The 21,293-nt window shown below is 32.3% G+C and carries 18 protein-coding genes; 11 read left to right on the top strand and 7 right to left on the bottom strand.

What is annotated here, in order from left to right:
- Together P0R33_RS17935 and P0R33_RS17930 are read right to left on the bottom strand one after the other, a co-directional pair.
- Entirely contained in the window at positions 1 to 621 is a 621-nt protein-coding gene (locus P0R33_RS17935; protein WP_276172532.1) for a hypothetical protein, read from the bottom strand.
- A gap of 278 nt (positions 622 to 899) precedes the next feature.
- A complete protein-coding gene (locus P0R33_RS17930; RefSeq protein ID WP_276172531.1) occupies positions 900 to 3,065 on the bottom strand; it encodes a TonB-dependent receptor in 2,166 nt (721 codons plus the stop codon).
- 143 nt (positions 3,066 to 3,208) lie between these two features.
- Between P0R33_RS17930 and P0R33_RS17925 the strand changes: the two genes are divergently transcribed.
- The 9 genes from P0R33_RS17925 to P0R33_RS17885 all read left to right on the top strand — a co-directional run bounded on the left by P0R33_RS17925 (position 3,209) and on the right by P0R33_RS17885 (position 9,867).
- Complete coding sequence (locus P0R33_RS17925; protein ID WP_276172530.1) at positions 3,209 to 3,667, top strand: DinB family protein; 459 nt, start codon at positions 3,209 to 3,211, stop codon at positions 3,665 to 3,667.
- Between the two features lie 165 nt (positions 3,668 to 3,832).
- Positions 3,833 to 4,291: a YciI family protein gene (locus P0R33_RS17920; RefSeq protein ID WP_276172529.1), complete on the top strand. Its 459-nt coding sequence runs from the start codon at positions 3,833 to 3,835 to the stop codon at positions 4,289 to 4,291.
- 3 nt (positions 4,292 to 4,294) lie between these two features.
- On the top strand, positions 4,295 to 4,870 hold the full coding sequence (locus P0R33_RS17915) for a sugar O-acetyltransferase (RefSeq protein ID WP_276172528.1): 576 nt from the start codon (positions 4,295 to 4,297) through the stop codon (positions 4,868 to 4,870).
- On the top strand, positions 4,870 to 5,259 hold the full coding sequence (locus P0R33_RS17910; RefSeq protein ID WP_276172527.1) for a VOC family protein: 390 nt from the start codon (positions 4,870 to 4,872) through the stop codon (positions 5,257 to 5,259). Before P0R33_RS17915 ends, P0R33_RS17910 begins: the two co-directional genes overlap by 1 nt.
- Positions 5,260 to 5,604: 345 nt before the next feature.
- Complete coding sequence (locus P0R33_RS17905; RefSeq protein WP_276172526.1) at positions 5,605 to 6,885, top strand: chloride channel protein; 1,281 nt, start codon at positions 5,605 to 5,607, stop codon at positions 6,883 to 6,885.
- 82 nt (positions 6,886 to 6,967) lie between these two features.
- Positions 6,968 to 7,567 carry an HPP family protein gene (locus tag P0R33_RS17900; RefSeq protein ID WP_276172525.1) on the top strand — a complete coding sequence of 200 codons (600 nt, stop codon included), beginning with the start codon at positions 6,968 to 6,970 and terminating at the stop codon, positions 7,565 to 7,567.
- Between the two features lie 199 nt (positions 7,568 to 7,766).
- The gene (locus P0R33_RS17895; protein WP_276172524.1) at positions 7,767 to 8,309 is read left to right on the top strand and encodes a hypothetical protein; all 543 of its coding nucleotides are present in this window, start codon (positions 7,767 to 7,769) and stop codon (positions 8,307 to 8,309) included.
- A gap of 94 nt (positions 8,310 to 8,403) precedes the next feature.
- Positions 8,404 to 8,769: a four helix bundle protein gene (locus tag P0R33_RS17890; RefSeq protein ID WP_276172523.1), complete on the top strand. Its 366-nt coding sequence runs from the start codon at positions 8,404 to 8,406 to the stop codon at positions 8,767 to 8,769.
- 39 nt (positions 8,770 to 8,808) lie between these two features.
- Positions 8,809 to 9,867 (top strand): nucleoid-associated protein, encoded by a 1,059-nt coding sequence (locus P0R33_RS17885; RefSeq protein WP_276172522.1) that lies wholly within the window; start codon positions 8,809 to 8,811, stop codon positions 9,865 to 9,867.
- Between the two features lie 84 nt (positions 9,868 to 9,951).
- Here P0R33_RS17885 and P0R33_RS17880 read toward each other — a convergent pair whose 3' ends face one another.
- Together P0R33_RS17880 and P0R33_RS17875 are read right to left on the bottom strand one after the other, a co-directional pair.
- A complete protein-coding gene (locus P0R33_RS17880) occupies positions 9,952 to 10,533 on the bottom strand; it encodes a TetR/AcrR family transcriptional regulator (protein WP_276172521.1) in 582 nt (193 codons plus the stop codon).
- A gap of 72 nt (positions 10,534 to 10,605) precedes the next feature.
- Positions 10,606 to 11,358 (bottom strand): SDR family oxidoreductase, encoded by a 753-nt coding sequence (locus P0R33_RS17875; protein WP_276172520.1) that lies wholly within the window; start codon positions 11,356 to 11,358, stop codon positions 10,606 to 10,608.
- A gap of 229 nt (positions 11,359 to 11,587) precedes the next feature.
- On the opposite strand from P0R33_RS17875, the gene P0R33_RS17870 reads away from it, so the two are divergent.
- Complete coding sequence (locus P0R33_RS17870; protein ID WP_276172519.1) at positions 11,588 to 13,957, top strand: GAF domain-containing protein; 2,370 nt, start codon at positions 11,588 to 11,590, stop codon at positions 13,955 to 13,957.
- 166 nt (positions 13,958 to 14,123) lie between these two features.
- Here the strand turns inward: P0R33_RS17870 and P0R33_RS17865 are convergent, their stop codons facing one another.
- A complete protein-coding gene (locus tag P0R33_RS17865; protein WP_276172518.1) occupies positions 14,124 to 15,302 on the bottom strand; it encodes a Pycsar system effector family protein in 1,179 nt (392 codons plus the stop codon).
- Positions 15,303 to 15,328: 26 nt separating this feature from the next.
- On the opposite strand from P0R33_RS17865, the gene P0R33_RS17860 reads away from it, so the two are divergent.
- On the top strand, positions 15,329 to 19,060 hold the full coding sequence (locus tag P0R33_RS17860; protein ID WP_276172517.1) for a metallophosphoesterase: 3,732 nt from the start codon (positions 15,329 to 15,331) through the stop codon (positions 19,058 to 19,060).
- 126 nt (positions 19,061 to 19,186) lie between these two features.
- Here the strand turns inward: P0R33_RS17860 and P0R33_RS17855 are convergent, their stop codons facing one another.
- Together P0R33_RS17855 and P0R33_RS17850 are read right to left on the bottom strand one after the other, a co-directional pair.
- Positions 19,187 to 20,047 (bottom strand): SdiA-regulated domain-containing protein, encoded by an 861-nt coding sequence (locus P0R33_RS17855; protein ID WP_276172516.1) that lies wholly within the window; start codon positions 20,045 to 20,047, stop codon positions 19,187 to 19,189.
- Between the two features lie 96 nt (positions 20,048 to 20,143).
- Positions 20,144 to 21,196, bottom strand: a complete 1,053-nt coding sequence (locus tag P0R33_RS17850; protein WP_276172515.1) for a hypothetical protein — start codon at positions 21,194 to 21,196, stop codon at positions 20,144 to 20,146.
- Positions 21,197 to 21,293: the final 97 nt, after the last annotated feature.

Raw genomic sequence — 21,293 nt, 5'->3', positions numbered from 1 at the left:
TTATTTACAAGTTTTTTGAATTTCCAAAGCTCTTTCCAATCCCCATTTTGGAGAAAAAGGTGTTGCTGGTTTAAATGTATTAAAAAGTTCAATAGATTTATCAACTTGCGCACATAAAGGTTTTGTATCAACTCCTGTCCATTTTGCGCCACCTAATTGGTAATCTGCTTCACCAAAAACCGCTCTCGGATTGTTTGGATCTAAGGCTTTAGCTTTCGCGTAAGCTTCCATAACTTTACCCGAATATTTCATTCCGTTTGTCATTGGGTCTGCAACAACATATCCCGTGTAGATTAAAGCTTGCATTACATATAATTCTGAATTGCTTTGATCTTTTATTAATTCTACGTCTAATGCGTCTTGTGCTTTTGTCAATAATAGAGCAATTTTTGTTTTGTCTTTTTCTGTAAATACTGCCGTTGTATTGATTAAAGCAATATAATAATTTGGCAGATAACTATTTTTTTCAGCAGCTGCAATTCTTTCAAATAATTGAGAAGCTTCTGTATTTTTTCCTTCTTTCCAAAGCCCAAAAGCTTTTGTCATTCCTTGTTCAAATTGCGTTTGTGCAGATAATAAACTGCAAACAAATAATGTAATAACGGTGATAATTTTGGTCATGATTTCTTTTTTTTAAAGGTTCTAAGATTCTAAGTTACTAAGGTTCTGAGCTTTTTGTTGATGATTAAAACTCTGGTTGTTAATTTATACTTCAAAAGTATGTTGGTTTTTACTCTTTTAAAATTAAATAATACTGAGTTGTTGATTTTGGTTACTGAATTGTTTTTTTTGAGGTGCAAAGGTTTAGAGGAACAAAGGGGCAAAGGTCTTTCTCCTAAAAATCAACTCATTTCAATAACCTCTGAACCTTTGTCCCTTTGTCCCTTTGTACCTAAAAACTACAAGTTTTTCAACTGATTCTCGCTTTTATTCTGACTAATCGTCCAGAAGAAACCTACGAAGAAAAATCTATCTGCTGTTGGAATTATAGCTTGTCTTTGATAAACTCCGCTTGCATCTGGCATTCTTGCGTAATCGTATCCAAAAACGTTTTGAGTTCCTAAAATATTTGAAACAGAGAAATAAAGGATTTTTTGTGTTGTCAATAAATACGCCCAGTTAAAACTCAAACTATTGTAAGATTTTGTTTTTCCGTTCATAAATTGTGTTTGGTTCGGATCATTATACGGACGGCCTGAACTGAAACTATTAGTAAATCCGATTTGTGATTTCCAATCTGTGATAAAATATTTCGTTACAACAGATAAATTATGATTTGCAACAAAACTAGGAGTTACCATGTTTGGAAAGTTCTTGTATTGCCTTTCTGAATCGATGTAAGAATAAGAAATCCAATATTCTAGGTTTTTGTACAAATTACTGTCTCTCCAAAGCAAATCAAAACCTTTTGCATAACCCGATCCGTTGTTATTAAAAACCGAATTATACTGAATATCTCTTGTATCGTATTGAACTAAATTGCTATAATCTTTATAATATAATTCTGTTCTAAGCAATTGTCCAGGTTTTGTAAATGTGTAATTCAAAATATAATGCTTTGCTTTTTCACTTTCAAATTGATGATATTTAGAATATTTAATATAATCTACAACTGGTGTCTGTGTAAAATCTCCGTAAGCGAAAGAAAATTGACTGCTTTTTGAAACTTTATATCCTAAAGAAGCTCTTGGCGCAATATTATTTTCATTCAACAAGCTGTTGTTAGAATATCTTAAACCAACTTTTAAAGCTAAATTTTTCGAGAATGCAATATCTCCTTCTGCATAAGATGCAAAAATATTAGAGTCGTAACCGTTGTTAACATTAAGAGAAACGTTGTCAGCAATATCTTCATTAAATTTTGTAATGAAATAATCTGCTCCAAAAGAAAATTTAAAATGGTTTGAAACTTTTTTTGACAATTTCAATTTTAATTGCGCAGCATTTTCCTGATTGTCAATTCCAGTAATATCATATTTCAATTTGTTTTTGCTGTAACCATAACTAACTCCAGAAGTTAACTGCCATCCTGGCCCAATGCTTCCTTTATAAGATGAATTCAAATAGAAGTTATTATTGTTCATATCTGTTCTAATCGGATTTTCAAAATTGATATTTTTCTGATTTAAATCGAATCTTTCAGAGTCGAAAGAAGCATACAATTTAAACACACCATTTGTGAACTTATATCTGTAAACCGTTTCACCTCCAAGCGATTGATAAGGATTATTCCAATCTACATTTTGTGGAATTACAGCTTGATAAGGCGCTAGATTTACATACATCATATTAACGCTTAAAGAGCTTTTTTCCCATTTCTGAGTATTTCCTAAACTCAAACCAACAGTCATAAATCCGATGTCAGTTTTCTCGTGATCTTCTTCGTCTTGCGTATTTAAAAGTAAAACACTTGATAATGCTTCACCATATTCGGCAGAATAACCTCCAGTAGAAAATGCGATTCCGCTAAATAAGAAAGGCGAAAATCGGCTACGAGTTGGCAAATTATTTGTTGTTGCTCCGTAAGGTTGCGCAACACGAATTCCGTCTACAAATGTCTGTGTTTCATTTGCTTCTCCTCCACGAACAAACAAACGTCCATCCTCACCTACGCTTTGAGTACCTGGCAAAGTCTGTAAAGCAGCCACAATATTTCCTGCCGAACCAGCCGTTGTTACAATATCTAATGGTTTTAAAACAGAAACCCTCGCTTTATCTCCAGATTCTAAAGTTCCAGCTGTAATAACAACAGCATCAAGTGCATTTACATTTTCTCTTAGTTTAACGATTTGATTTTTATAATTGGCAACATCAATTTCTTGTTTGAACGTTTCGAAAAGTAGAAAACTAACCACTAAAAATTTATTTCCAGTTTCTGTAGTTTCAAAAGAAAAGTCTCCCGTTTCAGAACTTGTTGCTCCATCGTAAGTTCCGTCTATATAAATGTTGGCACCAACAACTGGTTTTCCTTTTTGGTCTACAACTTTTCCCGAAATCGTATTTTGAGCAAAAATTAAAGCTGTAAAAAATAAAAAGCTAATCGTAAAAAATAATTTGGTTTTCATATCATCTTTGGTTTTGATGAGGCAAATATATTTTAACATTAAACGTTAAAAAATATATAATAACCCAATTGTAGAATTTCGAGGATGAGTTGTAAATGACTATAATTTGTATCTTAGCTAGGAATTCCAAAAAATTACCATTTATGTCAGAAAGCGTTAGAATTTCAAATTTATACCAATCCATTTATAATGGAAATCCGTGGCTGGAAGTTAATCTAGCCAACACTTTACAAAATGTAACGGCAGAACAGGCTTACAAAAAAATAAATCCAAATTTGAATACTATTTGGGAAATAGTAAATCATTTAATTCAATGGAGAAGAAATATTCTCGAGCGCATGCAGGGAGAAGTCATCAAAACTCCAGATCATAATTATTTTGTTCCTGTCTTAGATCCATCTGAAGCTGCTTGGGAACAATCGCTTCAAACATTGGCGAAATCACAAGAATCTTGGAATACCTTTTTTGAAACTTTTGACGATGCTGATTTAGCAAAAATCTACGTTAATAATGGTCATAGTTATTACGAACATTTGCATGGAATTATTCAGCACGATGTTTATCATTTAGGGCAGATTGTTATTTTGAAGAAACTGCTTTAGTTAAGATACGATCTTCCATAATATTGTCATTTCGAGGAACGAGAAATCTTCGTAAGTAACTCGACAAAGATTGACGATTTCTTCACGGAGTTTCTTGTGAAGATTCCTCCTTCGTCGGAATGACAAAAATGAGACTCAGATTAATTTTAAAACTTAATTTATCAAATGAAAACTTCAATTTTTATTCTAGCCGTATTGATGTTCACCACAATCGCTTTTTCGCAAGAAGCCGAAGTAAAATATGATGAAGCTTTAGCAAAATCACTTCACGCCGACGAATATGGAATGAAGAAATATGTTTTTTGTCTTTTAAAATCAGGAACCAATACAACAGCTTCAAAAGAAGAAAGCAAAAAATTATTTGAAGGTCATATGGCTAATATTAATAAATTGGCTAAAGAAGGAAAACTAGTTGTTGCTGGACCTTTCATGAAAAACGACAGAAACTATCGAGGCATTTATGTATTTAATGTGGAAACTGTCGAAGAAGCAAAAAAACTTGTAGAAACTGATCCAGCTATAAAAGCAAATTTATTGGAAGCCGAATTAACGCCTTGGTATTGTACCGCAGCTTTGCAAGAAACTGTAAAAATTCATGAAAAAATTGCCAAGACGAAAATGTAAAATATGAAAACAGAAAAAGAAAAAATGATCTCTGGCGAATACTACAATGCCTTTGATCCAGAATTACTAAAAGGTCGCCGTGCCGCAAAAAACCTTTTACACAGTTTAAATGTAAAAGAATATAGAGTTACTAAAAAAGCAAAAGAAATTTTAAACGAACTGATTCCAAATGCTGGAGCAGGTTTATATATTGAACCACCTTTTCATTGCGATTATGGCTATAATATTTTTGCAGGCGAAAACGTTTATTTCAATGTGAATTGTGTGGTTTTGGACTGTGCGCCTGTAATTATTGGCTCAAATGTATTTATTGCGCCAAATGTTCAAATTTACACGGCTTCTCATCCGCTTGACGCCGAATTAAGAAAAACATTAGAAAATGCTTATCCTGTTACCATTGGAGACGATTGTTGGATTGGAGGCAATTCTGTTATTTGCCCTGGAGTTACTATTGGAAAAGGTTGTGTAATCGGCGCTGGATCTGTAGTAACTAAAGATATTCCAGACAATTCTTTGGCTGTTGGAAATCCTGCTAAAGTTATCCGAAAATTAAATCAAGAACCTGAATCTAAAAAATAATGCTCACACTTAATAAAGTTCATCATATTGCCATTTTATGTTCTGATTACGAAAAATCGAAATATTTCTACACTCAGATTTTAGGTTTAACGATTATTAGAGAAATTTATCGCGAAGAACGCCAATCTTATAAATTAGATTTGGCTTTAAATGGCTCTTATGTTGTTGAATTATTCTCCTTTCCAAATCCGCCGCAAAGACCTTCTAGACCTGAGGCAGTTGGTTTAAGACATTTGGCTTTTGAAGTAATAAATTTAGAAGAAACCATCACATTTTTAACTTCAAAAAATATAGAATCTGAACCTATCAGAATTGACGAAACTACTGAAAAACGTTTTACTTTTATTACTGATCCTGATTTATTGCCGATTGAGTTTTATGAAAGGTAAGTTTTTGCCACGAAGGCACTAAGACGCAAAGATTTCTCTCATTTTTTGTCATTTCGACGAAGGAGAAATCTCCACGAGAAGCTCTACAAAGATTGGCGATTTTGATTGCGGAGTTACTTGTGAAGATTTCTCCTTCGTCGAAATGACAAACTTTGACTTTAATCATTCGTTTTATAAAAAAAAATTTCGTCTTAGTGCCTTTGTGGCAAAACAACACATCGAAAGAATTTTCCTGTTTATATTCATTTTAACACACTAAAATGAAGATTTCCTAGAAAAAACCGAATTTGATGCTTAATTTTGTAATCCGCAGAAAAAAAATGCGGATTTCTTAATCTTACTCTGATGAACAAAACGGCGCAAATCAAAAAAAATCATCAATTCATTAAATTCCGAAAATTAGTTATTGTTTCTATTTTAATTGGCTTTCTTTCAGCCTTTCTCGGAATTTCACTAAAAAAAATAACCGAATACTACGAAGAAATCTTCTTTCATGAAGTTTCAGTTCATCCCATATTTTACATCATATTTCCAGTTTTTGGTCTGTCAGTAATCTATTTTTTAAGACAATATCTTTTTAAGAAAAAAGAAAACAAAGGAATCAAAGAAGTTTTTGAAAGTACAGCATCAAAATCTAAAAATCTTCCATCTTATAAAATTCCATCTCACTTTATCAATGGATTATTAACCGTTATTTTTGGAGGTTCAACAGGAATCGAAGTTTCTACAGTTGTAGCCACAGCAACTATTGGTTCTGTTGCGCACGAAAAAGAAAATGTTTTCCGTCAATATAAAACAGAATTAATTTGCGCGGGAGTTGCGGCGGGAGTTACGGCACTTTTTAGCAGTCCGATTGCGGGAGTTTTATTTGCCTTCGAAGTCATTTCAAGAAAAGTTACACGAGCATTTATCATTTCAAATTTAATTGCCGTTTCTATTGCTTTTGGATTATTGACCATTTTAAAAGAAGAACCATTATTTGCAGTTTCAATTACAACATGGAATTTAAAAGCCATTCCGTATTTTATTCTTTTAGGAATTTTAGCTGGAATGAATTCTGTTTATCTAACACGTTGTGTATTATTCTTCAAATCTCAATTCGGAAAAATCGATACACATTATTATAAAATCATTTTAGGATCTGCTGTTTTGAGTCTTTCCTTATTCTTTTTTCCAAAATTATACGGAGAAGGTTATCACGCTATAAAAGGAATTTTTGGAAATACGCATCAAGCTCAATTAACAATTACTTTAGCGCTGACATTTATCGGAATTTTAATTCTAAAACCAATTGTTACCTCAATAACATTGGCTTCAGGCGGTGACGGCGGTGTTTTCGCGCCAAGTTTATTTATTGGAGCTTTTTTAGGATTATTATTAGCTTCGATTTTAAACAGTTTTTTTCATGTAAATGTAATTCCGGTTAACTTTATGATTATCGGAATGGCTGCCGTTTTGAGTGCAAGCATTCATGCGCCTTTTACAGCTATTTTTCTGGTTTGCGGATTAACAAACGATTATACATTATTTTTCCCAATTCTAGCCGTTTGTTTGATTTCAAAATACACTGCAAAAACGATTTATCCTTATACCGTTTATAGTTATTCACCAAGTTTAGTGAAATAATCTCAGATTAAAATCTACGGATTAAAGATTAAAAAGATATAGCAAAATATATTTAAAAGCATAACGAGAAAATAATACCACAATGCCAACTGAAAAAATAAAAAGAAGCTACCGCAAAACACGTTACATTCTTTACAAAGAAACTTTAATTGATTTTAAAGAACATTTTTGGTCTTTTTTAGGCTCATTTGTTGGAATTGGAATTTTAGCTTACGTACAATCGATACATTTTTCTGGTTCTGACGCAGTTTATTTAATCGGTTCTTTTGGAGCTTCGAGTGTTTTGGTTTACGGAATTATCCAGAGTCCGTTTTCGCAACCAAGAAATTTAATTGGTGGACACGTTATTTCTGCTCTTGTCGGTGTAACGGTTCATAAATTGGTTCCAGATATTATGTATATCGCCGCTCCATTGGCCGTTTCAATTGCCATAATCTTAATGCAAATTACCAAAACGCTTCATCCGCCTGGAGGGGCAACTGCATTAATTGCTGTTATTGGAACCGAAAAAGTAAAAGCTTTAGGTTATATGTATGTTCTTTCTCCTGTTTTAAGTGGAGTTTTGATTTTATTTTTAACGGCTTTGATTTTTAATAATATGACTTCGAGCAGAAGTTATCCGAGCCACAGTACTTATCACAAACATTATCATAAGATTCGAAAGAGATTGGCGAGAAAATAGTTTTTTTTAAGTTCCGTTTGTCAGGCTGAGCGGAGTCGAAGCCACATTCCAATTTGCGAGCCTTCGACTTCGCTCAGGATGACAATCGTATTTCGAACTTCATTATTCCATTTTAAAAATCTTTTCAACAAATCGCAATTCCTAATTCGTATTTCGTTTTTTATATTTTACCTTTGACCTCTCAATAAAAACACAGATTATGGTTTATAAATTTAGAGTAATTCTAGACGCCGAAGAAGATATTTTTAGAGACATTGCTATTCTTGAGGAAGATACACTTGAGGATTTGCATAATGCAATCTTCAATGCTTTTGGTTTTGACGGATCTGAAGTAGCTTCATTTTATACTTGTGATGATACTTGGAATCAAGAAGATGAAATTCCGCTTTTTGATACAGGAGATGTTCCTGGCGAAATGAGAACCATGAACGATTATCCGTTATCTAGTATTTTAGATAAAGAAAATACAAAGATTATCTACGTTTACGATTTTATTAGTATGTGGACTTTCTTGGTTGAATTGGCTGCAATCGAAGACGAAGCTGTAGGAGCAACTTACCCAGAAACTTTATTCTCTCACGGTGAAATGCCTGATGAAGCTCTTGAAAAAAACTTCGAAGCTGATGACATGCACAACGATATTTACGGAGAATTTGAAGATGATTTAGACGAAGATGATCTTGATATGTTCGAAGGAGACGACAGCTTCGAAGATTATGGATTTGAGGAGAATTGGAATTAACTTTTTGAGGTTCTAAGATTCTGAGATGCTAAGGCTCTAAGGTCTTTATTTTAACAGATTTTTCTTATTTTTATGTTTAATATAAAAATAAGAAATGAGCAATTTTAGAACTTTATTGGTTTGGCAGAAATCGATGACCTTGATTACCAAAATTTATTCCTTAACAAACAAATTTCCAAAAGAAGAAATCTTCGGATTAATTTCACAAATTAGACGTAGTTCGATTTCTATTCCAAGCAATATTGCCGAAGGATATGGAAGAGAAAGTGACAAAGAACTTTTGCGTTTTTTAAGCATTTCTATTGGTTCTCTATTTGAAATGCAAACGCAATTAGAGATCGCAAAAAATATATCTTATTTAAAAGAAGACGATTTTAACACCCTATACGAGGACAGTCGCGAAGTAGAAAGAATGTTAGTTTCTTTTATAAAAAAAATAAAAGACAGAACTAAACCTTAGTACCTTAGCATCTCAGAACCTCAGTACCTAAAAAAATATATGATAAATCTTTTCAACACCCACATCGAGACGCTGGCGATACACCGCGTAGGAAACAAAAGCCGTAACGAAGCTATTTTTTTATCGGAGCAGCCATTTAATTTAAATGATGAAATTGTTCCTTTGATAAAAGAATTCTTTTTTAAGCCTTTTAGAGAAAAAGAAGAAAACTATTATCAGTTTGCACACGAAGTGGACTTGGATTACAACGACATGTTTAAATACGCGACTGAGATTTTCTCAAATCCGTCGAGTGTACATGAGGTTTCTAAAAACATCACTAAACATTTATACGAGCAATCAAATCATCCGCATATTAAAAACGGAGAGGTTTATGTAACGTATTTGACCAATTTAAGCATTGATAATAATGTTGTAGATGCAATCGGTATTTTTAAAAGCGAATTGCAGGCTGACTTTTTACAGTTTGAAGAAAAAAACAGCAACCTTGAAATGATTCTACAACAAGGGATCAACTTGAATAAACTGGATAAAGGATGTTTGATCTTCAATTACAAAAAAGAAGAAGGATACAAAATTTTAACCGTAGACAGCAACCGTTACGACGCGCGTTATTGGTTGGAGCACTTTTTATCTGTTGATGCTTTTGAAGATGAAAATTTCATCACTAAAAAATATTTAAAGTTCTGTCAAAACTTCGCAAAAGATGTAGTTTTGCCAGCAGAAGACAAGAAAGAGGAAGTAATGTTTATGAACCGATCTGTGAATTATTTCGCTAAAAATGATCAGTTTGAAGAGCAGAATTTCTTGAATGAAGTATTAGACAATCCTGATTTGATTCCTGAATTCAAAAACTATAAAGTTGATAAAGGAGAAAAATACAGCATCGAAGATGTAACCTCATTCCCTATCGCCAACGCAGCGGTTTCTGACGCTAGAAAATCGATTAAAAATGTGATTAATTTAGATACTCACATTCAAATCAAAATGGATTTTATTAATCCAGAAAGTGCAGAAAAATTTGTTGAAAAAGGCTGGGATGAAGAAAAACAAATGTATTACTACTTAGTTTACTTCAACAAAGAAGAAAAAAGCTAAGAAGTTTTCATTTTCTATTACTTACTTAAAACAAAAAAAGGCAGTTACATTTGTAATTGCCTTTTTTATTTGCTTTAATTCTTTCTAAAATAAAGAAAAAATTGCTTTTAAAATATCATCGTAAACTTGTTTGTCTTTCTCGCCTGATCTAGCCAAAACCCGAATTCCCGAATAATTATTAAAGATAAAACGCGCTAGCGATCTGGCTTCTTGTTTATCTGAAATCTGACCTGACTCCTGCCCTTTTTTTACCGCATTATAAAAAATATCTTCAACCACTTTCTGGTTATCGTGAACAATTTTTCCAATTTCAGGATCGTGCATCGCCAATTCGACCGCAGAATTTACCATAAAACAACCTTTTGTAATGTTGTCTTGAAGGCTTTCTAAAACAGCTTGTTTGAAAATTTCGGTAATTGTTGTTCTGATATTCTCAGAGTTTTCAAAAAGCTCTGTTAAACTTTCCTGGTTTTGTTGCTGATAGCGTTTTAAAGACTTTACAAAAAGCTTTTGCTTATCGCCAAAAGTATCATACAAACTCGAACGACTTAATCCTAAATGCGTTACCAAATCTTGTGCAGAAGTTCCGTTGTAACCTTTGTGCCAAAAAATTTCAATTGCTTTCTCTAAAGCCTGATCTTCGTTAAATTCTTTCGTTCTAGCCATCGCTTCAAAATTAAATTCATCTCCAAAGATACTAAAAATACGGAACAATCGTTCCTGAATTAGTCAAAAAAATTATAATACTGTATTTACAGTAAGTCCGCCGTCAACAACAATTTCAGTTCCTGTAATGAATGAAGAATCATCTGAAGCTAAGAAACTGATTGTTTTAGCAACTTCTGCAGCTTGTCCAAAACGTTTCAACAAAATTTTGTTTCCTAAAGCAGCTCCTAAACCTTCTACTTCTTCTTTTTCTAAACCAACTTTACCGTATAATGGAGTTTCAATTGGACCAGGAGAAACCGCATTTACTCTGATTTTTCTTGGTGCTAATTCTGCTGCAAAAATTCTGTTTAATGATAAAACTGCTGCTTTACTTGCTCCATATACGCTTGAGCCTGGCATTCCTAATTGGGCATTTACGGAAGTATTAAAAATAATAGAACCTCCATCGTTTAAAATTGGCAAGACTTTTTGAACTGTAAAATAAACTCCTTTAACGTTCACATTCATAATACTGTCATAATGATCTTCTGAAGCTGAATCTACTGGAGCAAAAGCTGCGATTCCTGCATTTAAGAATAAAATATCAACTTTTCCGAATTGTGCTTTTACTTGTTCTACCAAACTGTCAATTGATTTTAAATCAGATTGATCTGCAACGATTCCAGTAACATTCAATTCTGTTTCTGCTTTCACTAAAGCCTCTTTGTTTCTTCCTGTTACAATTACTTTTGCTCCTTTTGCTACTAAATCTGCCGCTGCTGCGTATCCTATTCCACTGTTTCCACCTGTCACGATTGCTACTTTGTTTTCTAAATTTTTCATTTTTATAATTTTTTTTAAGTTATTGATTATTCAATTATTATGGTACAAAGATATAATAACGGAACGATCGTTCCGTTATTATTTGTGTTAAAAATTAGTTAATTTTACAAGAGTGCTTTTTCAAGCCTTTATTTATAAAGGATATCATTATTTAATTATAAAGGAAAGAAATAGTAAAATGTCATAGATTCTTAATTTATCATTAATTTTGCATTAAAAATAAACTAAGATGGATATTCAATTTTTCAAAGAAAGTCCTTTTGCCACCATAATCTCTTTTCATAAGCTAATTGAATCTTTTGAAGAAATTGCTTTGTCTGATGTTGATTACAGATCAAATTACGCCAAAGCTATTTTAGAACAGATCGATTTGATTCCAGAATTACGAACAGGAATTACCGATTATTCTGTTATTAAAGACAATGAAGCTTTAATCAAAAATATATTAGCCGATTTATTTCCGACTGCGTTAACTCACAACGAAATAAAAGCGGTTACGATTCCATTTCAAAATATCTCTTTTAATTACACAGAACGTTTCAAAAAAATTCTTAAAAATGCTGGAGATGAATTTTATATGGAAATTCGTGATTTTAGCGAACATCAATTCTATATCAATAATTGCTGTTTGATTCTTAGCTATTATTACAATCAGCATATTGACTTTAATCAGCCTTTTTTCTACGATATTCCAGATGAAAATGGTGTAGAAAGGCATTACAGAATTTTGTATAATGCTGATTTCATGGAAATTATTCCGACCGAAAATGCTATTGATTTAACTCAGGAAGATATTGACCAGCTTATTGATAATTATAATGATATTGATTTATGGAAATCTAAATTCCCAAAAGGAAGTTGGATTTTAAGAGGTTTTGGAATTGTTTCTTTATTTGACGCTACGACAGAAAGTGCAATTTCTACTTTAAAAAGTAATTTGCTAAAACCTGGCGCAACAACCGCTACTTCAGGAGAGGAGATTTCTAACATATTTCAGTCTATTTTTAATCTTGCGAATCTAAAAGTCGGTTTCATTATTTATAATCCAGAAGAAGAGAAATTTCTAAGACCCGAAAAATATGACACACAACTTAGAAGTTTTTTACTTTCGACCGAACAGGAATTAGATTGTAAAAATGCTTTTTTTGGCTGTTCATTCGAAAATTTATTGGACAAGAATGAGCCTTTTGTAATTTCTAATGTCAAAAAATTCACAGAAGAATCAACAAATAAAAGACTTGGCGAGCATTTATTAAAGCAAAATATTCAAAGCTGTATTTTTGCTCCAGTTATAAAAGACGGTCATTTGTTGGGTGTTGTAGAATTAGTTTCTGAAAAGCCAAGAGATTTAAATAGCGTAAATGCCACAAAATTGGATTTAGTTCTGCCGTATTTAACAGACACAATTGATCGTTACAATACGGATATGCAGCATCAAGTTGAAGCTATTATTCAGCGTGAGTACACTACAATTCACCCAAGTGTCTATTGGAAATTTAAAAAAGAATCTCAAAATTATTTTCAAAATCTAAATCATACCAAAGATTATATTTTTAAGGAAATTGTTTTTAAAAATGTATTTCCGCTTTATGGTCAAATAGATATTAAAGGTTCGTCTGAACATCGAAATGAAACTGTAAAAACTGATTTGAAAAGTCAGCTTACAGCTCTTTTGGAAATCTTTGATAATCAGAAACCAAATTCGAATCTAGTTCTTTTAGAACAAAGAAAATTTGAATTAGAATCACTTCGAAGTGAATTGGATTTTCCTTTAAAAGCAGATACAGAACAACATATTCAGCGTTATATTGAAGAAGAAATTCATCCGATTTTAAAAAACACAAAAGGCAGCGCTAAAGACGAAAAATTAGCAGAACTTTATTTTGAAAAGCTGGATGAAAAAACTGGAATGTTTTATCACGAAAGAAAAAAGTTTGATAACGCAATGTCTATTATCAACAAAAGGCTAGCAACGGTTTTAGACAAAAAACAAGTTGAAGCGCAACAAATATATCCACACTATTACGAACGTTTTAAAACGGATGGTGTTGAACATAATTTATATATTGGAGCTTCAATTTCGCCAACTAAACCTTTTGATATTATGTATTTACATAATCTTCGTTTATGGCAATTGCAGACTTTATGCGAAATGGAATTAGAACATCACGAACTTAAAGAATCACTTCCATATGAATTGGATGTAACTTCTTTGATTTTGGTTTTCAGTTCTCCGCTTTCTATTCGTTTTAGAATGGATGAAAAACGTTTTGATGTTGACGGAACGTATAATGCAAGATATGAAGTCGTTAAAAAACGAATTGACAAATCGAACATTAAAGGAACAAACGAGAGAATTACTGAAAAAGAAAAAATTACAATTGTTTACTCTCAAAATAGTGAAGAAGCAGAATATTTAAAATATATAAAATACCTGCAGCACAAGAAAATTTTAGAGCCAGCAATTGAACAATTTGAAGTAGAAGATCTTCAAGGCGTTTCTGGTTTGAGAGCGATTCGTGTTAAAGTAATTAATAACACTTCCAATTTGAAGACAAAAAAAATAACCTATCAAGATTTATTAGATGAGCTCAACTAAAAGTTGAGCTTTTTTTTGGGCTTTTGGGAACACGGATAAAACTGATTCGCTATCGCGAAGACGCAGATAAAACTGATTTTTAATTACTAGAAAAAGAATCTGTGTCTATCCGCGTCTTCGCGATAGCGAATCCGTAAAATCTGCGTCTAAATTACACGTGAAATTTTTAAATAGATTTAAAAGCAATAACAAACGAGATTACCGTTATAATCAATCCGAACATAAAGAAATTGTAGGCAATTCGGAGTAGATTATATTTTCGCTGTAAAACCAAACCTAGATAATATAAATCTTTTATCATGGTTGAATAAAGATAATCACGGTCTTTCATCATTTCATTCATTGCCCAATCGTAATCTTCCAAAGGCATTTTATAGAAATTTCCGAAGAACATTAAATTTACTTTTTTAGCTTCGACATCTCCTCTTGTAAAAAATCCTGATGTTACTTTTGGTCTTGTCGAAAGAATCGCAAAAATAATCGTAATTACACTAGACATCAGCATAATAAAAGTCGGAACAACCAAATGCGCATTTTTCGGACTATCCAATTTTGGAATAATCGACGAAAGCGCAATCGAAATAATAATTGCATTTACAGACAATAAAATATTTGCTTTACTATCGGCAATTCCGCTTAAACGCGTGTGGTTTCCAAGTGTAACACGAAATAAAGTATCAATTCCGCGATCTGGTTTTTCTGTTTTATCTTTCTTTTTGTTTTCTTCTTCGATGGCAGCGGCAGCTTTTAATTCTTGTTTATTGATTTTTTTCTGAATCAATAATAGATTTTTTTCTTTTAAAGGTTGCCATTTTCTTAAAGCATAATCGGTATAAAAACGATGTTTGTTCAATAAGAAATTCAAATTTTCTCTTGTCCATTCGGCATTTGAGAAACTTACAATTCCGGTATTTTTTAATTCTAAACGCAATAATTCGCAAGTTGTGGTATATTCAGTTCCCATTAAATGCGCATAATCGGCATCTTTAATAATTTTTTCTAAATGTGTTTTCGGCTCATATTCTTTAGCTGTAGCTAAAATCAAACTGGAAACAAGTGCTATAAATTCCTCTGATTTTCCTTTTTCTCGCAAAAAGTCAGCAGCTACTTTAGTGCTTGTACTTTCGTGATTTTCATATCCATGAACATATCCTGTATCATGAAACCAAGCCGCTACTAAAAGCGCCTCTTTATCATCAGCTTCGACATCTTCTTTTTTACAAAGCTCTTTTACCGCTGTAACCACAGTGAAAGTATGGTTAAAATTATGGTAAGAATATAAATTAGAAAGTTTATCTTTGAGTAAATTACTGACGAAATCTTCGGATTGTTCTATTAGATTCATAGAGAATATTTTTATACCACTAAATTATGAAATTGTTTTTGGATAATCATTTTATTGCAAAAATTAAAACGAGAGCTATTGCTTTGGCAATACTTTTTCTTGTTTATTCTTGTGCAACTCACAAGCCCCAATACGGCAAAAATGTAAGCGCGAACGAAAATGAAAACGCTACAGATACTATAAAAATTGCGCATACTTTTTATTTAGTTGGCGATGCAGGAAATGCTGATGAAGAACAAGCGCAGCAGACACTCGAACTTTTACATAAAAGATTGAAGAAAGCCAATAAAAAATCGACGTTGCTTTTCTTGGGAGATAACATTTACCCGAAAGGTTTTCCAAGTGATAAAAAGTCTGGAGACAAGGCTTTAGCCGAAACAAAATTAACCAATCAATTAAAATTAGCCGACGGTTATCGAGGAAAAACCGTTTTTATTCCTGGTAATCACGATTGGTACAGCGGCATTAAAGGACTTGAATTACAGGCAGATTTTGTTACAAAACACTTAAATGACAAAAAAGCATTTTTACCAAGAAAGTCCTGCCCGATTGAAGATGTAAAAATAGATAGCACTACAACGTTAGTAACTATTGATAGTGAATGGTTTCTGGAAGATTGGGACGATCATCCAACAATTAATGATAATTGCGAGATTAAAACCCGAGAAGCTTTTTTTGAAGAACTGGAAAATATTTTAAACAAAAATCAAGAAAAAACAGTTGTCCTTGCTATTCATCATCCTTTATTGAGCAACGGAACACACGGCGGACAGTTTTCATTAGAAAAACAATTATTTCCGTTAGAGCAAAAAATTCCTTTGCCAATTATTGGTTCGTTTATCAATTTGTTGAGAAAAACTTCTGGCGTAAGTCCTCAAGATATTCAAAATAAACAATATACAATTTATGCTAAGCGAATTAAAACTCTTTTGCAAAAGCAGAAAAATGTAATTGTGGTTTCTGGGCACGATCATAATCTTCAATATATCAGTAAAGAAAATATTCAGCAGATTATTAGCGGTGCCGGATCTAAATCTGAAGCAGCAAGAGCAATAAATGAAAATGATTTTTCATATGGCGGAAATGGTTACGCAACTTTAACTCTTTTTAAAAGCGGCGATGCTAAAGTTTCGTATTATGGAAATGAAAACAATAAAGAAAAACTGCTTTTTGAACGCGAAATTATAAAAGCCAAAGAAATTAACTGGGCTTCGGATATTCCAAATAAATTTCCATCAAAAATTACAACCTCGATTTATTCTTCAAAAATGACCGATAAAAGTTGGTTTCATAGCTTTTTGTTCGGAAAACATTATAGAAAATATTACAGCATGCCAATTGAAGCCACAGTTGCAACTGTTGATACTTTAAAAGGCGGTTTGAAACCAATTCGCGAAGGCGGCGGACATCAATCAGTTTCATTAAGAATGTCTGATCCAAAAGGTCGCGAATTTGTAATGCGCGGCATGAAAAAAAGTGCCACAGTATTTTTACAGTCTGTTGCTTTTAAAGATCAATATGTGGTAAATGATTTTGAAGATACTTATGCAGAAAGTTTCTTATTCGATTTTTACACCACTTCTCACCCGTATGCGCCTTACGCAATTGATGGAATGTCTAATAAAATTGGGCTTCTTCATACAAATCCGATACTTTATTATATTCCGAGACAAAATGGTTTGGGCGAATTCAATGCTGGTTTTGGAGATCAATTATATATGATTGAAGAAAGGCCAGCGGATAATCATTTGGATGGAAAAAACTTTGGAAATCCAAGTAATATAATTGGAACTGATGATTTGATGCTAAATCTTCATAAAGATGAAAAATATTCGGTTGACGAGAAAGAGTACATAAAAGCTCGTTTGTTTGACATCTTAATTGGAGATTGGGACAGACATAGCGATCAATGGCGCTGGGCCGAATTTAAAAAAGACGGAAAAGTAATTTACAAACCTATTCCGCGCGACAGAGATCAAGCATTTGTAAAATATGATGGAGCTTTGCTTTCTATCTTAATGAATATTCCTGCATTGCGCCACATGCGTACTTTTAAAGATAATATTGGCAATGTAAAATGGCTGAGTAGAGAACCTTATCCGCAGGATTTGGCTTTCTTAAAAACGGCTGACCAAAAAGATTGGATTGAACAGGCAAAATATATTCAGGACAATTTATCGGATGCTGATATAGAAAAGTCATTTAAAAACATGCCTAAAGAAGTTCAGGATGAAACGGTTGACGAAATCATTCGAAAACTAAAAAACAGAAAAAAAGAACTTCAAAAATATGCAGCTATTTATGCTGATGTTTTGAGCAGAACGGTTATGATTGCGGGAACAGATAAAAAAGACAAGTTTGTTTTGAACCATAACGCTAAAAAAAGCATTGAAATTCAGGTTTTCAGATCTAAAAAAGAAGGCGACGAATTGCAATATACTAAAACGGTTACCGATGCTAAAACCAAAAATTTATGGATTTATGGTTTAGATGATGATGATATTTTTGAAGTTAAAGGAAATTACAAGTCAAATATCAAAATACGATTAATTGGTGGTCAGAACAATGACACTTACAACATTGAAAACGGAAGAAAAGTTATTGTATATGATTTTAAATCAAAGCAAAACACTTATAATTTAGATTCTAAAACACAAACTCAATTAACCGACGATTATGATGTTAACTTGTACAATTATGAAAAACCAAAATATAACGTAGTTTCTGGTCTTCCAAATATTGGTTTTAATCCTGATGATGGTGTAAAAGTTGGTATTAATTTGAATTATACAGTTAATAATTTTAAACAGAATCCGTACACGCAGAGACATGTTTTAAATGCTTTTTATTACTTCGCAACTGGAGGTTTAGAGTTTAATTATGCGGCGCATTTCCCTGGATTATTAGGAAAATGGGTTATTGATGTTGAATCACTTTATACTACGCCAAATTTTGCAATGAACTATTTTGGTTACGGAAATGAAGCGCAATATGATGATGATTTGAGTTTGGATTATAACCGAGTTCGTATTAGAAAATTTAATGCTTCGGGCGCCATTCGACATGTTGGAAGATATGGAAGCGAATTTAGCATTCAGCCAATTTTCCAGAGAATGACGGTTGAAGAAACTGAAAATAGATATATCAATATTCCAGGAATTGTAAATCCAGATGTCTTTAATACTCAGAATTACGGAAGTTTGAAAGTGAAATATCTGTTCAAAAATTCTGATTTTGCAGCGAAACCAACTTTAGGAATGTTTTTTATGATTGCTGGAACTTGGACTGCTAACCTTGATGAAACCAGCAAAAACTTTCCTACTCTAGAAAGTGCTTTAGGATTTACGCATAAAATTGATAAAAACGGAAAACTGGTTTTGGCAAGTTATCTTAAAGGAAAAGCTATTTTCAATAATAATTATGAATTTTATCAAGGTGCGGCTTTAGGCGGCGATACTGATTTAAGAGGTTTTAGAAATGAGCGTTTCTTAGGAAATTCGTATTTTTCTCAAAGTTCTGATTTACGCTTAAGCATTGGAAAGATTCGTAAAACGATTGCTCCTTTTACATACGGAATTTTAGGTGGTTTCGACTACGGAAGAGTTTGGCTTGATGGCGAAGATTCTAAAAAATGGCACCATGATTACGGTGGCGGACTTTGGTTAAATGCCATTAACGTACTTACAGCTAGAATTTCATATTTTAAATCGCCTGACGAAATTGGAAGGGTGATTTTTGGAGCGGCTTACAGCTTTTAGCGGTTAGGTTCAGAGGAACAAAGTGACAAAGGTTCAAAGTTTTTTTTGCCACGAATTACACAAATTTCCACGAATTATATTTAAAATAAAAATTAGTGAAAATTTGTGTAATTCGTGGCAAACTTTTTATTTCAATTTAAATTCATAGACGTTCCCTCCTATTTTATCGGCTTTTTCATCGGCGATCAAAAGGGTATTGTTGTCTTTAAAAACGATCGCTTCTTTTTGAGAAAAATGATTTAGTTCTATTTGCGTTTGGGTTCCTTTATGAAATAAATCTCCTTTAAAACCTTTGAATAAAAGCACTTTATCATGACTTAATAATGCTACTTTTTTCCCATCTGGGCTAATTGTCGCACCTGTTAAAACACAATGATTATAATTGCTGCAGGTTTTAAATTCTCCTATTTTCACTGCTTTTTGAGTTCCTGGCGTATTTTTGATTTTGTAGATAAATGCTGTTCCGTCAAAACCTTTACTTCTGTTTTTGGTAAAAAGATAGAAATAACCTCCATGTTCAAAGAAACTTTCAACATCATAAAACATTTCTTTTTTCTTTGGCGGAAATTCTTTTTGTTCCGGATATGAGAATGAAATTTTATATTCGGCTTTAGCCAAATCATTATTCAGTTGATTTTTTGCTACTTTATAAATGCATAAATCTCTTCTTTCATTATCATTATTTCCGAAATCACCAATGTAAATATTTCCTGCTTTGTCTTTTGTAATGTCTTCCCAATCTATATTTGTCGCGTTAGAAATGGTTATCGTTTTAGCTAATTTCCCTTTAGAATCTACAGCGTAAATAGCATTTTTATTACCGCTGTCTTCCAAAGTATAAAGAATATTTGTTTCAGGAAAATAGGTAATTCCTGAGACTTCTTTTAATTTTTTCGGAAGTGAATAAAGTTCTTTAAAATTAGAATTAGATTGCTGCTGACAAGCCAATAAAATTATAGAACCAAAAACTAAAAAATATTTTTTCATAAGATTTATTTTTTTAGACACAGATTTTACGGATTATATGGATTAAAAAATTATAGAAAAATCATTTTAATCTGTAAAATCTGTGGCGAGATAATTTTATACTAAATGTGTATTTTTAAAATTACGTGTAATAAATTCGAATGCAGCATGCATGATATGCCCCATCGATTTGGCATTTTTAAATTTCATATCGTTGGTATATCGGTACAATTCCATTTTTAATTGCAATAAATGTTCTTGCGTTGAAATCGTATCGTGGCACATTATATTCAACAATTTATGAATTCTGGTTTCTGCCGAATGTATACGTTTTGCCAAAATCGCTCTTTCTTCATCTTTATACTGAATAATCGAACGTTCTTCTAATTTTTCTTTAATCAATTGAATCATCGGAAAATTTTCTTTGAAAAATTGCGGACGATATACTTTAAAATTCCCTTCATAACATTGCTGATCAAAATCGATTGGGCGAATTTTATAAACTACTTGATCAAAATCATGAATCGGGACAATCACGTAATTATAGGCGCGCATATCTCCTAAAAGACGAATCATACAGCGTTCGTTAAACTTTACAAACTCTTTTGCGATTTGTGCTTTTTCGGTTTCCGAGCAACTGTCTAACAAAGTATCCATAAAAACATCACCTGGAATTCCGATAATATGTTCTTCTATCAAAGTGTCTTTATAAACCAAAAAATTGATTTTATCTGGCGAAAGAATATCCTCCAACTCTAATCCGTAAATTCTAGAAGCGTCGGCTTTTTTGATGTAAAAATGAACGTAATTATCGTTGAGAATATTTCTGACTTTTATTCTAAAAGGCTTTGAATTTCCGAAAGTACAATAATCAATCGCGTCGACATTTAGATACTGAATGATTTCACTATTTCCATCAGAATGCAAAAGCGAATAGATTTTCTTTAAATTCAAATCAATCTCATTACGTTCAAATTCTCCGTAATAAACTCGAATCCAAAGCGTATCGGTATCGTTTTTATCGTAAACATTAATTGAACCCGAAAAACGAAGCAAATCATCATAAAACACAGAAACTTTAGAAATACGTTCGTATCGTTCTAAATAACTTAAAAGTGGCTGTGTTAAAGGATAAGAAGGTTTTTTTAAAACCATTAAAGGCTCGCTCATTTTGAATATCTTTAATACAAATTTACATCAATACGATTTAATGTTAGAATTTAAAGTAACAAAATTCAAATTGACTCGTCATACTAAAAACTAAAAC

Source organism: Flavobacterium sp. YJ01 (assembly GCF_029320955.1).
Taxonomy (GTDB): Bacteria; Bacteroidota; Bacteroidia; order Flavobacteriales; family Flavobacteriaceae; genus Flavobacterium.
The sequence above is the reverse complement of the archived record's forward strand: the minus strand, read 5'-3'. Positions and strand labels throughout refer to the sequence as shown.